The 16,530-nt window shown below is 62.3% G+C and carries 13 protein-coding genes and 1 riboswitch; of the genes, 9 read left to right on the top strand and 4 right to left on the bottom strand.

Translation table 11 applies throughout. The annotated features are described in order from the left end of the window. Positions 1-45: 45 nt before the first annotated feature. The gene (locus tag Spa11_RS06580) at positions 46-1,533 is read right to left on the bottom strand and encodes a PQQ-dependent sugar dehydrogenase (protein ID WP_145109665.1); all 1,488 of its coding nucleotides are present in this window, start codon (positions 1,531-1,533) and stop codon (positions 46-48) included. A 141-nt stretch (positions 1,534-1,674) separates the two neighbouring features. Between Spa11_RS06580 and Spa11_RS06575 the strand changes: the two genes are divergently transcribed. Next, the gene (locus tag Spa11_RS06575) at positions 1,675-2,337 is read left to right on the top strand and encodes a hypothetical protein (protein WP_145109662.1); all 663 of its coding nucleotides are present in this window, start codon (positions 1,675-1,677) and stop codon (positions 2,335-2,337) included. A 432-nt stretch (positions 2,338-2,769) separates the two neighbouring features. Here the strand turns inward: Spa11_RS06575 and Spa11_RS06570 are convergent, their stop codons facing one another. From Spa11_RS06570 to Spa11_RS06560, 3 genes are all read right to left on the bottom strand, one after another. Then, the gene (locus Spa11_RS06570; protein ID WP_145109659.1) at positions 2,770-4,053 is read right to left on the bottom strand and encodes an EAL and HDOD domain-containing protein; all 1,284 of its coding nucleotides are present in this window, start codon (positions 4,051-4,053) and stop codon (positions 2,770-2,772) included. A gap of 309 nt (positions 4,054-4,362) precedes the next feature. Continuing rightward, on the bottom strand, positions 4,363-5,364 hold the full coding sequence (locus Spa11_RS06565) for a DUF362 domain-containing protein (RefSeq protein WP_145109656.1): 1,002 nt from the start codon (positions 5,362-5,364) through the stop codon (positions 4,363-4,365). After that, positions 5,361-6,245 carry a prenyltransferase/squalene oxidase repeat-containing protein gene (locus tag Spa11_RS06560; RefSeq protein ID WP_145109653.1) on the bottom strand — a complete coding sequence of 295 codons (885 nt, stop codon included), beginning with the start codon at positions 6,243-6,245 and terminating at the stop codon, positions 5,361-5,363. The genes Spa11_RS06565 and Spa11_RS06560 overlap by 4 nt, the downstream gene beginning before the upstream one ends. Positions 6,246-6,595: 350 nt before the next feature. Then, positions 6,596-6,676: riboswitch (cyclic di-GMP riboswitch) on the top strand. A gap of 247 nt (positions 6,677-6,923) precedes the next feature. Here Spa11_RS06560 and Spa11_RS06555 point away from each other — a divergent pair. The 8 genes from Spa11_RS06555 to Spa11_RS06520 all read left to right on the top strand — a co-directional run bounded on the left by Spa11_RS06555 (position 6,924) and on the right by Spa11_RS06520 (position 16,447). Further along, entirely contained in the window at positions 6,924-7,100 is a 177-nt protein-coding gene (locus tag Spa11_RS06555) for a Flp family type IVb pilin (RefSeq protein WP_145109650.1), read from the top strand. A 305-nt stretch (positions 7,101-7,405) separates the two neighbouring features. Then, positions 7,406-7,978 (top strand): A24 family peptidase, encoded by a 573-nt coding sequence (locus Spa11_RS06550; protein ID WP_145109647.1) that lies wholly within the window; start codon positions 7,406-7,408, stop codon positions 7,976-7,978. Between the two features lie 251 nt (positions 7,979-8,229). Next, positions 8,230-9,303: a Flp pilus assembly protein CpaB gene (cpaB, locus tag Spa11_RS06545; RefSeq protein ID WP_145109644.1), complete on the top strand. Its 1,074-nt coding sequence runs from the start codon at positions 8,230-8,232 to the stop codon at positions 9,301-9,303. 163 nt (positions 9,304-9,466) lie between these two features. Continuing rightward, positions 9,467-11,299, top strand: coding sequence for a type II and III secretion system protein family protein (locus tag Spa11_RS06540; RefSeq protein WP_145109641.1), 1,833 nt, complete (start codon positions 9,467-9,469; stop codon positions 11,297-11,299). A 110-nt stretch (positions 11,300-11,409) separates the two neighbouring features. Next, positions 11,410-12,636, top strand: coding sequence for an AAA family ATPase (locus tag Spa11_RS06535; RefSeq protein ID WP_145109638.1), 1,227 nt, complete (start codon positions 11,410-11,412; stop codon positions 12,634-12,636). A gap of 334 nt (positions 12,637-12,970) precedes the next feature. After that, entirely contained in the window at positions 12,971-14,299 is a 1,329-nt protein-coding gene (locus Spa11_RS06530; protein ID WP_145109635.1) for a CpaF family protein, read from the top strand. A 100-nt stretch (positions 14,300-14,399) separates the two neighbouring features. Then, positions 14,400-15,377: a type II secretion system F family protein gene (locus tag Spa11_RS06525; protein WP_145109632.1), complete on the top strand. Its 978-nt coding sequence runs from the start codon at positions 14,400-14,402 to the stop codon at positions 15,375-15,377. A 116-nt stretch (positions 15,378-15,493) separates the two neighbouring features. Next, positions 15,494-16,447 (top strand): type II secretion system F family protein, encoded by a 954-nt coding sequence (locus Spa11_RS06520; protein ID WP_231933172.1) that lies wholly within the window; start codon positions 15,494-15,496, stop codon positions 16,445-16,447. Positions 16,448-16,530: the final 83 nt, after the last annotated feature.

The raw sequence follows: 16,530 nt of genomic DNA, 5'->3' as shown, positions 1-16,530 counted from the left end.
GGCGCATCGAGGGGCGATGCTCGCGGCTGGTGTGGCGATGGCCTGCTACTTCTTCGCCGCCGGCGGGCGCCGCAGCGAAGTTGAAGCCGCCGCTAGCGAGAACACAAGCATGAGCGATGACGGCTCCGGGACCGCCGCGGACGGCGACGACGACGCGTTGTCACGCCAGATTGTGTAGTCCGCGGCGTCCACCACGCCGTCGCCGTTGCCATCGGCGTCGAGCATTTCAGAACTGCCATACGCTGTCGCCCAGACATCGTAGTCGGCGGTGTTGACGACGCCGTCCCCGTTGTAATCGCCCGGCATGGTCGTATCGATGCGATAGAGGTCGCCGCCGATGGTTAGCACGTAGAGGTTGCCTTGCAGGTCCTCGGCAAACGAGACCGGGCTGCTAGGGGCCCCCTCGGGAAAGAGCTGCGAATTGACGTTGGTGACGACGCCCTCGGGGCTTCTCGCCCAGTAATTGCTGGAGACGAAATCGGCGAAGAAATAAGTGCCGTCAAGGCTCGCATCCTCTCCACGATAGACGTATCCCCCGGTGATGGAATTGCCTTGCATCGATCCAAAGCCGTGGGTGTACTCGTAGATCGGGTCCGTTGCGCCGCGCGGCGCAGGCCCGCCAACTCCACCGGACGGCGTCGCAATGGTCCCTTCGCGCAGTCGCCACCCGTAGTTCTCTCCTCCGGCGCTGGAGGCCGATTGAAAATTGATCTCCTCGCGGACGTTCTGGCCGACGTCGGCGATCCAGAGGTCCCCCGTTTCTCGATCAAAGCTATTGCGGAACGGGTTACGAAGGCCAAAGGACCAGATCTCGTCATCTCCAGCATTGCCGACAAAGGGGTTGTCGGATGGGATGCTGTAGTTGCGTGCGTCATCGGTTGGAAAGTCGTCGCCGTGAGGATCAATCCTGAGGATCTTACCGAGCAGGTTGTTGGTGATGTCCTGCGCGTTACCGGTGCCCGAAGTATGGCCTGTGCCGGTATCATTGCTGCCGCCGCCATCGCCGAGGGCGATGTACAGCAACCCGTCGTTCGGGCTGACGCCGATCCACCCGCCGTTGTGGTTGTTCTGCGGCTGGGCGACCGACAACATCGGGGTGATGCTCGAACTCAGCCCGCGATCGGGGTTGTCGGGGTCGCGGGTGAATCGCACGATCCGCGACGTCAACGCCGAACCCGCTGTGCCCGACGACGTGTAGTAGGCGTAACCGACGCCATTTGTGGCGTAGTCGGCGTCGAGCGCGATCCCCAGCAGGCCCCCCTCTCCCGACGTACTTACGCCCGGGAAAGTAATGTAGGGGGAGACAGCGCCGGTAGTCAGATCGATTGCGTTGATCCTTCCCGACCGTCCAGCGACCAACAGGCGGCCAGGATCGGTGGGGTCCGGGATCGCGGTGATCGATGTGCCAGTGTTGCCAATTAGTGTCGCGCCAGTGAGGGCCGCTTTCGCCGACGGCGTGAGACCTACCAATTGAAAGGCTGCGAGCGTTGTTACGGCCCGAAGCGTTCTGTGTCGATGGATGCTGCGGATCATCGTGTCTCGCCTCCTGTTCCGAAGAAGTGAGTTGTTGCGTCCCGGCCGCCAGCGATCGACAGGACGGAGCGCTCCAGGCACACTAAAGGGCTGGCGTGATAATTGTCAAATGAATCCCGTGCGAAACGGCGGCAGAAAGCGATGGCACGCGACTCTCAGCACCTCGCCCGCACTGCGGCGCCACTGGTAAGGCTTGCGCAGAAGAAACTTGGCGTCGTCGGTTTGCTCGGCGTCCTTGCAGCTGCGTTCCTGTATGCGGCCGTCATCCAGCCCTGGGTAGAGAAGCGATTTGGCGTAGCGTTGCCGACGCTCGTCGAAGTCGATGACTCGGCGGCGACCAAGCCGGTTCCCTCCGAGGCGCCCCGCATCGAGAATCGGGAACCCCGTGCGCCCGTCGATAATAGTGAATTGTCTGGTGTGCTGACCGAGGTTGGTCGCGACACCTACCTATCCCCTGCGGGGCTGCGCTACACCCGCGGCAGCGAGCACGGTACACGGTTAGCGCACGTCATGTCGCATACCCGTGACGATCCCGATCGAGTTGGCCAGCATGGCGTGTTTGACTCGGGCGATCCGGCGACCGTCCTAAGACTTATCGATGAGGCGTATGAAAAGGCCCTCGCGGGCGAGGAAGTAACGTCCGAGCGTGAAGGCGATCAGGTCGTCTACGACATCGACATGCGTCGCCGCATCGGCTACGTCGGCGGGCAGTCGGGCAATCGGCGCGGCAAGCCGGCAGCGCGTCAGATAAGGCTCGTGGTGCAAGGAGATCGCTTGATTACGGCCTTTCCGCGGCGGCCTTGAGTCACTGCCCCACCGTCGGACAAAGTCACGTGGGCGCCCCTAGGACCGATTGACAAGAGTCATCACTCGCGACCCAATCTGCCAACAACCTATGCCGAGCCTCAGTACTTGTCGACTTTGCGGCGCCGGAGCATTGGCCCTCAGGCGTTGCGGCGTCTGCCGACGCGTGGTGCTACTCTGCCTGGAGTGTGACTCGGCGTGGCTGACGAGTGACGTGTCGGCGCGTCCGAGTTATTCGTCGGAGGACGACATGCCGTGCCCCGGTTGCCACGCCTCACTGTGGTCGAACGGGGCGCGAGAAGCCACCGAGGCAGAAGAGTCCGCGTTCATGCGGATACGTTGAGAGCTTTCTGTCGTTCTGGCAGTCCTACACCTTTTGGCTCCCACCTCAATCCTGCCACGACACTGAGAGAAATACGCAATCTCGTAGCATCAGCGCTTGGGAGAAGCCGCGTGGGGTCGCCTCAAGATCTCGGCGAGGTCGGGGCCGGACTTTTCCGATGGCAAGAGCGAGGCCATCCCTTCACCGGTCTCAACACTTTCGATCGCTCTGGAGTAGGACTGTAGGCTTGCGTCGTCGCAACCATTCAAGGCGCGTTCACAGGCGATAATCGATTGGAGACACGCGCCGATCGGTCCCTCACGGCCGACTAGCGCTTGCTTGAGCTCGTTGGTGATTGGCAACTCGGCGACGATCATCTCCATCGGCTGGTCGAGCAGGGCGTCGAGCATCGACATCAGGCCAGCGGTAAAGTAGGCGTCGATATTCGCGGCGCCCGACTCGCCGGCGTACCACTTGCACGCCAACGCCCTCACTAGCGCGGTGCGGATCAACACGGCTGGCTTGTCATCGATCGACGTGAGGAGTAGCAGCGTCGCCAAAGACTTAGTCGTCTCACGGCCGATATAGGCAATCGCGTGCTGGACGCTGTCGATCTCATTCCGCAACCCGACCGCTGGCGAGTTGACATAGCGTAACATTTTATGAGTCAACAACGCGTCGCTCGAAACGGCAAGAGCGACGCCATCGGCGTCGGCGCTTGGATCGTTGACCGCGGCGAGGGTCGCCAGTAGTGCGTTGACGCTCGCGGGCGCTCGCTTCTGCTCGACCACGCTGGGCTTGGCGAAGTAATAGCCCTGGAACATGTCGAAGCCGAGATCGGCGCAGAACGAGTAGGTGTCGTGATCCTCTACCTTCTCCGCCAAGAGCTTGCAGTCAAAGTCGCGTAACAGCATGACATGCTCTGAAACCGTCTGCCGATTCATCGCCAGCACGTCGAGCTTGATGATGTCAGCGATCTCGACACAGGGGTTCCAGTTTCGCGTGTAGGCGAAATCGTCGAGCGCGATCTTGTAGCCCTTCTCCGAGAGATCGTGGAGCCCTTTGATGACCGTCGTATCGACATCGACGCTCTCTAGCACCTCGATGACGACTTGGTCCGTGTCGAAGGGGATGGGGAGTTCGCCCACCAAGAAGGACTTGGTGAAGTTGACGAACGCCGGAGCGTCGCCGACGAGCCGCTCAAGCCCGATCTCCACCAGCGAGTTGACGACAACACTGGACGTAGCCAAGTCACCGTCCTCGACGTTCGCCACTCGGCTTTCCAACCGGTCACGGTACAAGAGCTCGTATCCAACAACCTGCTGCTGACGGCCGAGGATCGGCTGCCTGCCGACTCGGGTCAACTCGGAGTTGGGTGATGCTATGCCGATCATGCTGGAGAGGCTCGTAGAAGGGGGAGTGGTTTCCCACCGGGAACTATGGCCCTCCCTCCCACACAAGCAAACAAAACCTGGCGCCCTCGCTGCGCAATCCACAGGCCTCCGTCAACACAAACGTCGCAATCAGCGGATGCGGCCTCACGGCTTGCGGACGACAGTAGCCTGCATCCAGCCCCGACCTTGCTGCACAGGGAAGTCCACTTCGGGTTACCTCAGGACGGTGCGCACTCACGCGACACGTATGGCGGCGGCGTTTCGGACTGAATAGTCAACGCCGGCCCGATTCGCTGTGCGCCGCTCAACTCAGGTGACCATTGCCCCCGCGCGGAGTTCCTGCAACGCAGGCTCGTCGAGGATCTGGAAGGGGTCCACCAACGGCCGCCAAGCTTCGCCACGCTGGTCGATCTGGGCGTCATCGATCACGCCAAGGCGTTTCGACGCCAGTTGCAGGTAAGTGATCCGTTCGGGGGCGAGGCCCATGATGCGGGCGATGGTCGCGTCGAGCGCCGCCAAGTCGATGCCAACAGCAACCAAGCCCATATGCTTGAGACTGCCGAGGATCGGGCCGTCGCCCTCCATGCAATCGATTCCATCCACGATGCCGACAACCCGGGGGAGGGTCGCGTTGATATCGGTAACCGTCTGCGGAATGCCGTTGTGATGGAGGACGTTCTTCGGCCAGCCGTACTTTATTCCGGGAATGACCCCGTAGAAGTTTTTCATCGCTGCGGTGACGCCAACCCAATGGTGGGTTTTCATCTTCGGCATCGAGACGACGAGGTCGGCCGAGACGACGCTCTCGGGGAGCCAAAGCCCAGGCAATCTGCTGAATCGGCCGCGGTTGCGGCGCCAGGCGACTCGTTCGTAGTTGAGGTCAGCGAAGCGGAGGCCGGCGCCGTCGAGGGCCTCGCCCACTCCCGACTCGATCAATGCTGCCTCGGTGTCACGGACATGACCGGGGCCCTCGCCAACGACGACTTCTGCGCCCCAGCCGCGGAACACCTCGGCGGCGGCGATGATCATTGCCGGGTGAGTCGTCATGTGCGGCCGCTCGCGCGAAGGCTCAACGAGATTCGGCTTGAGCAAGACGCGTTTACCAGCGAGTTGGGGCCCGTTGACGCCGACCGCCGTCAGCCCGTCGCGGATCGTTTGAGCAAGTTGTCCATCGTAGCGTTGGCTCTTGGCTACGAAGACAGGCGTCTTCGAGCGTTTCCAAGACAGCGAGAGCAATCCGGCCGCGATGAGACCGCCCGCGGCGAGAGCTGTGCGCCGGCTGACCTGAAGCGATCGTGTGGATTCAATCATCGCGCACCCGCGCTCTGCTTGAGGATCTCTTGGGCGGCGAGAGTCAGCAGCGCTGCCTTGTGAAGGCCCTTCTGCTTCATGACGGCGGCGGTAAGTGTAGCAGCGACTTGCACGGCGGTTGCGGCGTCGGTTTGCTGGTGAGCCGCCAATCCGCGAGCGGCCCAAGCGAGCGACGCGGCGCCGGTGGGGCGATCGGCGACAAGCTTGAGTCTCTGGATCGTCTTCTTGAGACGCTCGTCACGAACGTCCTCGGCGGAGAGTGCCCATGCGACGACGCCGCTGGAATGCGTGTGCTCTAGCAGTTCTTGGTCGAGAACAACCGTGTTGCCATAATTCGCGCCACCAGAAGGGAGGAGGCGATCAACCAACAGCCGCACACCTTCGAGACGGCGCGCGTTATCAGCAAGTCCCGCCGCCCTCAGGGCGACGACAAAAAATGCCGTAGGCTCAAGCCAAGAGTGCGTTGCGGGGGCCCACGACCAACCGGCTAATGCGGTGTCATGACCGAACTTCGGGTCGCGTGGCCGAGTCCACGGCTGTTGCTCTAGAGCCCATCCAACGCCGCCTGAGATGCGATCCGCGTAGGCAGAAGCATCGACGGCCTGCCATGCGATCATCGCGAGCGCGGTCGGCCAATAAGGGGCGTCTTGTGACTCCGTCACTCCGACGGCCCCGTCCGGGGCTTGTCGCTCCGCGAGCCACTCGGCTGCAACATTGGCAGAGTCGTTACGACCCGCGTTTGCGAGCGCAACGGCCCCCCAGGCGATTGGTTCGCTCGCCGCTTCGCCACCCGGGTGATAACCCCCGATCGGCGCTGCCGCGAGGTGATCGACGGCGAGGTCGATGGCAGCGGTGAGTTCGGCGGTAGGGAACGGGAGCATAAGCAGAGTATTGCCCCCGGATAGGTGGCATGAGGCGCGCGGTAAGTAGGTGACTAGCGAATTAGCGGAGTCGCTCTGGGCGGCTACGCCCTCGGTTCCTTTTCGTGACGTGGCTTGCCAAACGAGGGTCCCGAAGGATTCGCGGAAAAATATTCTCTCTCAATTTGACTCGGACGGAAGCTGACATAGGTTTGCTGTGAAGTCAGAGATTCACGCCCAATGCGACGCTTCTCTGACCCCCTCCTCAAATCGACTCCTCCAGCTTCCCTCCTTCCTTTCGAGCTTTTGCCCGCTGTCACGCCGCGTGCGTTACCCCGGGAATAACAGCAAGAGCCCGCCGCGTATTCCTCCACCGAGAAAGGCAAACCCGTCGCAAGGCGGGGGCGCAAAGCCAAGGGCCCCTTTTGTCGAGGGGCAGCCTGGCTGCCGATGGAACCCGCGATCAGTTTGCTCGCCAAACGTCGCGGACGGAATGGAAACACCTCAAAAGGTTGATACGCACAATTCCGTTCTAACCGACCAACGCGCGACGCCCGGCGGGCTCGCTTCATGCCTTCGGGCATGGAGGTCGCGAAGAGGTCAGCCATCGAGGGCTCCGACGCCCTCGTCACTAGCAGGGCCACGCCCCGCCAACCCCACACCGTGCGGGTCGGGCCCCTAAATCCGGAGAGGATTGTGATGAAGAATTTCGCTCAAAAGGTTCAACGTTTCCTCACCTCGGAAGACGGTCCCACGGCTGTCGAGTACGCGGTCATGCTGGCGCTCATTGTGATCGTCTGTTTGACCGCTATCCGCTCGATCGGCACCAACGCGACCGCGACGTTCAGTGAAGTCGCCGGTCAGTTGGGCAGCTAAACGGCAATCGACAGCTACGGCGACCTGGCCCTGCTAGGTTGGCGTTATCTCGCAAGCCCGACCGGTCCCTCTGGGGCCGGTCGGGTTTTTTTGTGTGTGGAAAGACGCCTGCAGGTTCGGTTCCTTCTCATTCCGGTGACACCGATTATCCGGTCTAGTGAAAACACGCCCCCAGCTACGGCGTCTCCGCGCCGTCACTCACCGCGGGCTACGTTTCGACGGCTCGCCATTCTCTCCGAGGCGGCGAGCTCCGCAACAACGCCTTACTAGCCTCCCTTCCGACAACGCCGCGCAGGCCCTCGACCATGGACTTCGCTAACCTGGCAGACGCCCTACAAGCCAACTGGCCCGTTTGGGTCGTTACTGTGACGCTGGTCGTCGCCGCCGTGATCGACGGCCTGCAACTGAAGGTTCCGAATTGGATTACCTTCCCGATGATCCTCAGCGGCTGGGTGTATAGCTACACGCTGAGCGAGTACCCCGGCTGGGAAGGCTTGGTCTACAGCCTGATCGGCACCGTGGTTGGCCTTGCTCTTCTGCTCCCCGCCTACGCCATCGGCGGAATGGGCGCGGGCGACGTCAAGTTGATGGCGGGCATCGGCGCCTGGGTGTGGGGCACCCACACCGCTTACTCGTTTGCCGTAACAGCCATCGTCGGAGCGGTCATCGCTGTCGGCATGGTTGTTTACAAGAACCGTTGGGATAAGCACCACGGGCAATTCTGGTCGATCCTCAATGAGATCCTCACTATCAAGGACCCCGACCAACTCGCCGCGATCGCCAAGGAACGCAAGCCGCGGATGATGTTGCTCCCGTATGGCATCCCGATCGCGATCGGGACCATCGCCTACTTCGCTTGGGCCGGGATGCTTGTTTGAGAGACGAGTGGCTAGGGACCAGAGAATCGACGTTGGTCCGAACCAATCGTGAGCTACTTGTTGAATAGCCGCGGCTCCTGCTAGCTGAAAGCTGATCGCTGACGACTGACCGCTAGCTGCTGACCGTTCGTTGTAATTCCTGGACCGGATGCGCCGGTCGTGCCGAAGTAACCGACGAAGCCCGCCTTACAGCGGGTTGCCGGGCGCTTGCTCTGTAGAGCGGGCGCCGGTGCTACGTGGGGGGAGACCACATGCGACCCAAATCGCTCATACTGCTTGCACTCGCGCTCGGCTGCGGCCTGGCGGCGTCGATCGGCATTAGCCGTGTCATGGACGCCAACGCCAACCGCCCCGCGGTGCAGCTCGAGACGACGCCCATCTATGTGGCGCTCCACAATATCAACCTGGGCGACCCGATTGGCGCCGGGATGGTTGCCCTCGAAGAGTGGCCAGCCAGCAAGGCGCCGAAAGGTTCGATCTCGAAGTTAGAAGACCTGGAAGGTCGCCGCCCGCGGACAACGATCGTCGCCGGCACGCCGATCCTCGAAGCGCAGCTGCTAGCGCAGGGTGAGACGGCCGACCCCGTGGCGAACATCCCGGATGGCTACCGCCTCTCGACCATTTCAGTGAACGCCGAGAAGGTCGCCGCGGGCCTCTTGAGCCCCGGCGACCGCGTCGACGTGCAGTTGTTCATGGCCGCCAGCCAACGTGACGGCGTCCCCGTCGCGACGACGCGGGTCATCCTCCAAAACATCCGCGTCTTCGCCATCGAGCAAGCCGTTCAGCGGACCGCCGAAGGTGAAGACGCCCGGGCGATCCCCAAGACGGTGTCGTTGTTGGTGACCCCCGAACAAGCGAGCAAGCTCGACCTCGCCCAGAACCTGGGTGAACTGAGCCTGATCCCGCGGAACCCGAACGACGAATCGGCCTCGGCGATGGTCGAGGTGACGATCGAGGACATCCTCGGCACCCGCAGCGATCGGAATACCCGCGTCGATGAGCAAAATCGCGACGCCGAAAAAGTCCAGAAACCAAGCCTGTTCGACACGGTCGTCGGCATGATGTCTCAAGCGTCGAAGGAAGTTCCGCCGTTTGAGATGACCATCGTCCAGGCCGAAGAGGTCTCGACGATGCACTTCGACCGGCGGACCGGGGCGCCGCTGCGTGGCGCCACCGAGGCCTTTGCGGGCAGTCGTCCAAAAACGGCCGGCGCACCGGTGAGCTTCACCAATGACGGAAAGATCGACTTCGGCGGGGAGAAGAAGGACGCGGGCGGCGCGGGCGCCCCCCCGGACTTCCCAATCCAGCTCGAAGAACTGAAGTAATCGCGACGGGCCGTGTGCCCGCCGAAGCGAGAGTTTAAGCAGACGCGAAGGGGTCGGGCGGACCAGGGATCGGTTCGGCCGAGCGTAAACAATCGGGGGAAGGCTGTCGCCTAGGCGACGGCCCAGGCGTCGCAACGCGGCGCCGCAACAGGAAAGTACAAGGATGTACGACCTCACCGCCAGCCAGATGCTCCGCTCGTTGCGGCGCGTGCTCGCGCTCTCGCTAAGCGCAGTGTGTTTCACGACGGCGCCCCAGGTTGCGGTCGGCCAAATGACCGATAACGGTTCGGTCGTGCGCCGGATCGAGAACACAACCGACCGCATGGAGATCACGACCAATACGAGTCGGATCCTCACGCTCGACAAGAAGATCCCCAAGGTTCAGGTCAACAACCCCGAGCTCCTGGCCGTCACGCCGCTGTCGGCGACAGAGATCCAGGTCTCGGCGAAGAAAGCCGGCGTCACTCAGGTCAACCTGTGGGACGAAGACGGCGAGATCCACACGGTGGATGTCTTCATCTACGGCGATGTCCGCGAACTGGAGCATGCCCTGGCGACACAGTTCCCACACTCGTCGGTTCGCGTCTACCGCTACAGCAACAGCCTCGTGCTGACAGGCTTCATCGATCGTCCCGACTACGTCGATCCGATCCGTCAGCTTGCCGAAGACTACGCCCCTAAAGTAATCAACAACATCTCCGTGGGCGGCGTCCAACAGGTGCTGTTGAAGGTCAAGATCTACGAGGTGAGCCGCACCAAGCTCCGCCAGCTAGGCGTCGATATCGCGACTGCCGGTAATCACGGATACTTCGGGACGAGCGTGTCCGGCCTGCTTAACAACATCGGCACTGCGGGCAACCCCGCGGGCTTGGTCCAGGGCGTCGCTGGCGCCAAGGTGATTTCCGACACCGCTGGCCAGACCGTCGAATTCGCGGTTACCGATGGGTCGGACGCGCTGTTCGGGTTCATTCGCGCCTTACAAGAGAAGAACGTAGCGAAGATCCTCGCCGAGCCGAACATCGCGGCTGTCAGCGGGCGCCCCGCAACGTTCCGGTCCGGTGGACAGATTCCGATTCCCGTGCCGCAAGGCTTGGGCACCATTGCCATCGAGTACAAAGAGTTTGGGACCCAGGTCGACTTCCTGCCTATCGTTCTCGGGAACGGAAAGATCCGGCTTGAAGTACGGCCGAGTGTGAGCGACCTGGACTACTCCAACTCGATTGCGATTAGCGGTACGACGATTCCCGGCATCAAGGATCGGATGGCGGACACGGCGGTGGAAATGAACGCAGGCCAGACCTTTGCTGTGGCCGGTCTCATCCAGCAGCGCAGCGCGACGTCGAACCGTGGCATTCCCCTGCTTGCCGACATCCCCATTCTGGGCGTCCCCTTCCGGAGTACGCTTGACGACTCCGAAGAGGTAGAGCTGCTTATCTTGGTGACGCCTGAATTGGTCGATGCGATGGACCCGTACGAGGTGCCGCCGTGTGGTCCGGGCATGGGCACCGTCTCGCCCAGTGACTGCGACCTGTACATCGACGGCAAGGTTGAAGTCCCGAACACCTGTGGGCCCTGTGTCAACGGAGGCTGTGGTTCGTGCCCGCCCTGCGTCGCGGGTGGATTCCCCGGCCCGCCGCGGCAGTTGGTGAACGGCCAAGCAGGCGGCCGCATGACCCCGTCACAGCAATTCGACTCGCCGACGAGCTACGGGCCGACGCCCGAGATGGCGCCCTACCCGGCCGAAGCGGTTCCTGCCGAAGGCGCCTCCATGCAACAAGGCCCGAGCTTCTATCACAGCGGGTCAAACTCGCCGGCGCCCACAACAGAAGGCGCCGACGAGCCGACCCGGACCGGCCCACCGGTCCACTACCGCGCCTCGACGCCGCAGGGCTTGGTGCGTCAGGCGGCTCGGCCTTACCAACCCTCGGCCATCAAACCGATGACGACGGTCAGCGATTCCGGTTTGATCGGTCCAGTGGGTTATGACGAAGAGTGACATCCTCGGCCTTTTCGCCGACGCGTCACCGGGAATGAGCTAACTTCTATTAGCCCCCAAGCCTAGCGCCAGGCCCGTTCGAGCTGTCGTCACCTTTCCGTCGTTGCCCCATGTCCAACGTGCTTCGAATAGCGATCGTCGATCCCAATGACGGGGACCGCGAGGCGCTCAAAGCTACGCTGATGGGCCTGGACACCGTGTGGCTCGAAGCGGAGTGCTCGCGCTACGCGTTTTTCAAGGATGTGATCGAGCAAACGGGCCCGGATGTCGCGTTCATCTCGATGGACGCCGACCCCGAAAAGGCTGTCGAGCTGGTGGAGGAGCTAGCTCGCTCCAAGCCCGAAGTCGCGTTGCTGGTCGCCAGCAGCTCGACCGATGGCGCGCTGATCCTCCGCTCGATGCGGGCGGGAGCCAAGGAGTTCCTCACCAAGCCGCTGCGCCCCGACGACCTCGCCACGGCGCTCCAGCGAATCGGCAAGACCAAGTTCGGCAGCGAAGCAGGCGGCGCCGGCGCTTGCCGCGTCATCGCCGTCGCCGGATGCACTGGTGGCGTCGGCTCGACAAGCCTCGCGATCAATCTCGGCTGCGAACTTGCCAGCAACCCGAGCAACTCGGTCGTGGTCGTTGACCTAGATCTGGCGCTCGGCGACGCCGATGTCTATCTCGACACCATCCCCGAGTACACGCTCACCGACGTCGCCCAGAACATCTCGCGGCTCGATTTCACGCTGCTGAAGCGCTCGTTGACCAAGCACAGTTCTGGCGTGTATTTGCTGCCACGCCCGGTGCAACTCGAAGACGCCAAGCTCGTGTCGGTCGATGACTTGCAGCGTGTGATCTCGCTGCTGCGGGCCACCTTCACGCACCTCATCATAGACACATCCAAGGCGTACAACGAGCTCGACCTCTACGCGATGGACCTCGCCAACGACGTGCTGATGGTCACCCAGCTCGACCTGCCCTGCCTGAGGAATGTCGTGCGGCTGATGATGTCCTTCGAGCAACGCGGCACGCTGCGTGAGAAGGTGAAGATCATCGTCAACCGCGTCGGCCAGGGCGGCGCGTCGATCAGCGTCAAGAAGGCCGAATCGACGCTTGGTCAAGAGATCTTCTGGCAATTGCCGAACGACTTCCGCACGATGATCGAAGTGCGGAACAACGGCGTGCCCCTCCTGGAGCAAGCGCCCAAAGCTGCGTTGACGCAGTCAATCACCCAACTCGCCCGCGAACTAACGGGGACTTGCCGCGTCCCTGGTGGCTCCGACGCAGGCTCGAAGTCCCGCAGCTGGCTAGGACTCTGGGGCAAGAAGGGCGAAGAAGCGACCGCAGAAGGCTGACAAGCAGCGTTTGGCGGTTCGCCGTGGACGAGCGTCGGAAACGCGTAAACGCGCGGAGTTGCGTCAGGTACCTGCGGGCCATCCGTGTACCTAATGCTATTCCGGACGCTTAAGCATTCCGGCACACTTTCTAACGGATGCTTCCGCCCCTCTCTTGGCGGTCGATCGCGTACCGCTTGTAGCGGCTTTGCCGCGCTCTCCGTTGGGCGCCCGATTCCCCTCGGTTCTCGCGCCGCGGCGTCGTGGGTGAGCTACGCTTTTGCGGACAAATCCGCGCCGCCCTCTGGGAGCGGCGTTTAGATGAGTTTGCGAAACACTGCTTGCCGCCACCGCAATGACAAAACTCAACACCCCCGCCTCGGTTGCCCTCTCCGCACAGGAGAAGGACCTCGAGTTTGAAACGCTCAAGCGCCGCATCCATTCGAAACTCGTTGATAAGCTCGACTTGTCACGTGTCGGCGAGCTTGAAGGGGACGTGCTGCGTCGTGAGATCCGGCTGGTCGTCGAGCACCTGTGCGACTCGGAGGACACGCTCCTCAACCGTAAAGAGCGCGACCGTCTCGTTGAAGAAGTGCTCGACGAGACCTTCGGCCTCGGGCCGATGGAGATGCTGCTGAAGGACCCGTCGATCAGCGAAATCATGGTCAACGGTCCGAAGGCTGTCTTTGTTGAAAAGAGCGGCAAGCTCGTTAAGACACAGGTGACGTTCCGCGACAATAAACACCTGATGCAGATCATCGACCGCATCGTGTCACGCGTTGGACGACGCGTGGACGAAGTGTGCCCGATGGTGGACGCGCGATTGCCGGATGGCTCGCGTGTGAACGCGATCATCCCGCCGCTGGCGCTCGACGGCCCGAGCGTGACCATTCGACGGTTCGGCTCGAACCCGCTGAAGCTTGAGGACCTCCTAAACTACCGCAGCCTCACGCCCGAGATGGTGATGCTGCTGGAAGCCTCGATGAAGGCCAAGCTAAACATCGTTATCTCCGGCGGTACCGGTTCGGGTAAGACGACGCTGCTCAACACGCTGTCGAGCTTCATCAGCAACGACGACCGCATCGTCACGATCGAGGACGCCGCGGAGCTCCAGCTCCAGCAGGACCACGTCGTGCGGCTCGAGACCCGCCCGCCGAACATCGAAGGCAAGGGCCGCATCAGCGCCACGGAGCTCGTGAAGAACTCGCTGCGTATGCGACCCGACCGGATCATCATCGGCGAGTGTCGTGGCGGCGAGACGCTCGACATGCTCCAGGCGATGAACACCGGCCATGACGGCTCTTTAACAACTTGCCACGCCAATACGCCGCGCGACGCCATCGCCCGTATCGAGACGATGATCATGATGGCAGGCTTCGAGATGCCCATCAAGGCGATGCGGACCCAGATCGCGAGCGCCGTGAACTTGATCGTGCAGGCCAACCGCTTGCAGGGTGGGCCTCGTAAGGTGACGCACATTACCGAAGTGCTCGGCATGGAGCAGGACACCATCGTCATGCAAGACATCTTCCGCTTCGAGAAGACCGGCGTCGACCAGAACGGCAAGGCGATCGGCCGCTTCGTCTCGACCGGCATCCGCCCGAGCTTCATGGACCGCCTCGAACAAGCCGGCATCCGCCTCCCCGCCAGCACGTTCCGCGAACGAGTGATGATGCAGGACTAGCGGGCAGTGGGCGGCGGCCAGTCGGCAGTAAGTCGATGGTCACCGCCAGCCTGCTGCAAGCACAACACTGCCCACCGCCTACTGCCCACCGCGCACTCCCATGTCTCCCCTCATTATCTCCCTTCTGGTCTTCGGCGGCGTCACTGGACTGGTGATTGCTGTGGCGATGCTTTGGGGGGGCGACAAAGAAGCCGATGTCGAGGACCGACTCAGCGCGCTTACCACCGGTAAGGGCGGCCTTGGCCGCGGCGGCAAGGAGAAGGGAAAGAGTGACACCGAACTGCTGGCCCAGACTTGGGACCGCGGCGCCGGCGCCTTCGAGCAAGCGATCGCCAACCACCTGAATCTCGAGCGACTGTTCCTGCAGGCGGACGTGTCGTTCAGCGTCAGCCAGTTCCTGATGGCGTGCGTCGGAGCGGCCTTGATAGGCTTCTTTGCGCCGACAACGCTCGGTTTACCGATCAAGTTCGCCCCGATCTGTTCAGCCGTCTTCGTTTTCATCCCGTTCGCGTGGCTGATCATGAAGCGGAAGCGCCGCATGAAGCGGTTTGCCGCCCAGCTCCCCGAGGCGCTCGAGCTCATCTCGCGCGCCCTGCGTGCCGGCCATAGCCTCGGCGCGGGCATGAACCTCGTTGGCGCCGAAATGTCGCCGCCGATCTGCCAGGAGTTCAGCCGCTGCTTCGAGGAGCAGAATCTCGGCATGCCGCTCGAAGAAGCTCTCGAGAACCTCACCGAACGCGTCCCAAACCTCGACCTCAAGTTCTTCGCCACGGCGGTCGTCTTGCAGCGTCAGACCGGTGGCGACTTGGCGGAGATCCTCGACAAGATCGGCCGCCTCATCCGCGAACGCTTCAAGATCTGGGGCCAGGTCCAAGCGTTGACCGGCGAAGGCCGCCTGTCGGGCATCGTGCTGTTAGCGCTGCCGCCCGCACTGTTCGCCGCCGTCTACCGTATGAACCCCGACTACCTAATGCTGCTCTTCACCGACGACCTGGGCAAGAAAATGCTCATCGGCGGAATCGTGATGCAGCTGTTAGGAGCGGTTGTCATTCAGAAAATCGTGAATATCAGGATATGACGGAGTCAGCAGTGGACGGTGGGCGGTCGGCAGTCTTGCCAAGGACCCCTCCACTCTCTGCTGAACTTTCCTGCCCACTGCCCACTGCCCACTGCTGACTCATGGTCCTCGCCCTCATGTCCACCGCTCTGATGGTCAAACTCGCCGTGTTCGGCGCGGTGGCCGCAGCGATGTGGTTTGCATTGGAGTTCTTTGGTGGATCGGGGAACGAACGCACCAGCGAGCGGCTCGAAGAGCTACGCGACCCGGGCGGTCGCAATGCGGGTCGTGAACGCAAGCAATCGGACAAAATGGCGAAGCTCATCGAGCGTGCCACGCCGACCATCGCTGCGCCGCTGCAACCGAAGACCAAGGAAGAGGCGGGCAAGCTCAAGCAGCGGCTCGCGCATGCCGGCTTCCGCACCGAGTCTTCGATCAGCGTCTTCCTCGGAACTAAGCTGTTGTGCCTCGGCTTTGGCTTCCTCGCCGGGGGCGGCGCCGCTTACTTCACCAAGGGTTTGACCGTCGACGCGGCGATTATCACGGTCGCCGCCGCGGGCGTGATGTTCTTCCTGCCGGACGTCGCCGTCTGGTTCATGAAGCGGTCGCGCCAGGACAACATCTTCTACGGCCTTCCCGACGCGCTGGACCTGATGGTCGTCTGCGTCGAGGCGGGCCTTGGTCTCGACCAGGCGATGCGGAAGGTAAGTGAAGAGATGCGCAAATCCTACGGCGTCCTCGCCGAGGAGTTCGCCCTGTGCAACTTGCAGTTGCAGATGGGTTCGCCACGCAACGAGGTGCTATCGGAGCTCGGCTCGCGTACCGGCGTGGATGACTTGAAGGCATTGGCGGCGATTCTGATCCAGGCCGACAAGTTCGGTTCGAGCGTCGCCCAGGCACTACGCGTGCAAAGTGACTCGATGCGGACACGCCGCAGTCAGATGGCCGAAGAGAAGGCCGCCAAGACCGCGGTGAAGCTGATCTTCCCGCTGGTGATCTTCATCTTCCCGGCAATCTTCGTCGTGCTGGTGGGACCGGCCGCGATCACGATGATCAACGAGATGTTCCCCGCCATGAATGGCAGCGGTTGAGCACCAAACGCTGGGCTGAGGGCCAAGACATTTTAGGCTAACAGGGCGTTCAAATGGCCATGCATGCTCAAGTGACTAGTTTC

Origin of the sequence: Botrimarina mediterranea (assembly GCF_007753265.1) — a bacterium.
In the GTDB taxonomy this organism is placed as follows: domain Bacteria; phylum Planctomycetota; class Planctomycetia; order Pirellulales; family Lacipirellulaceae; genus Botrimarina; species Botrimarina mediterranea.
The sequence above is the reverse complement of the archived record's forward strand: the minus strand, read 5'-3'. Positions and strand labels throughout refer to the sequence as shown.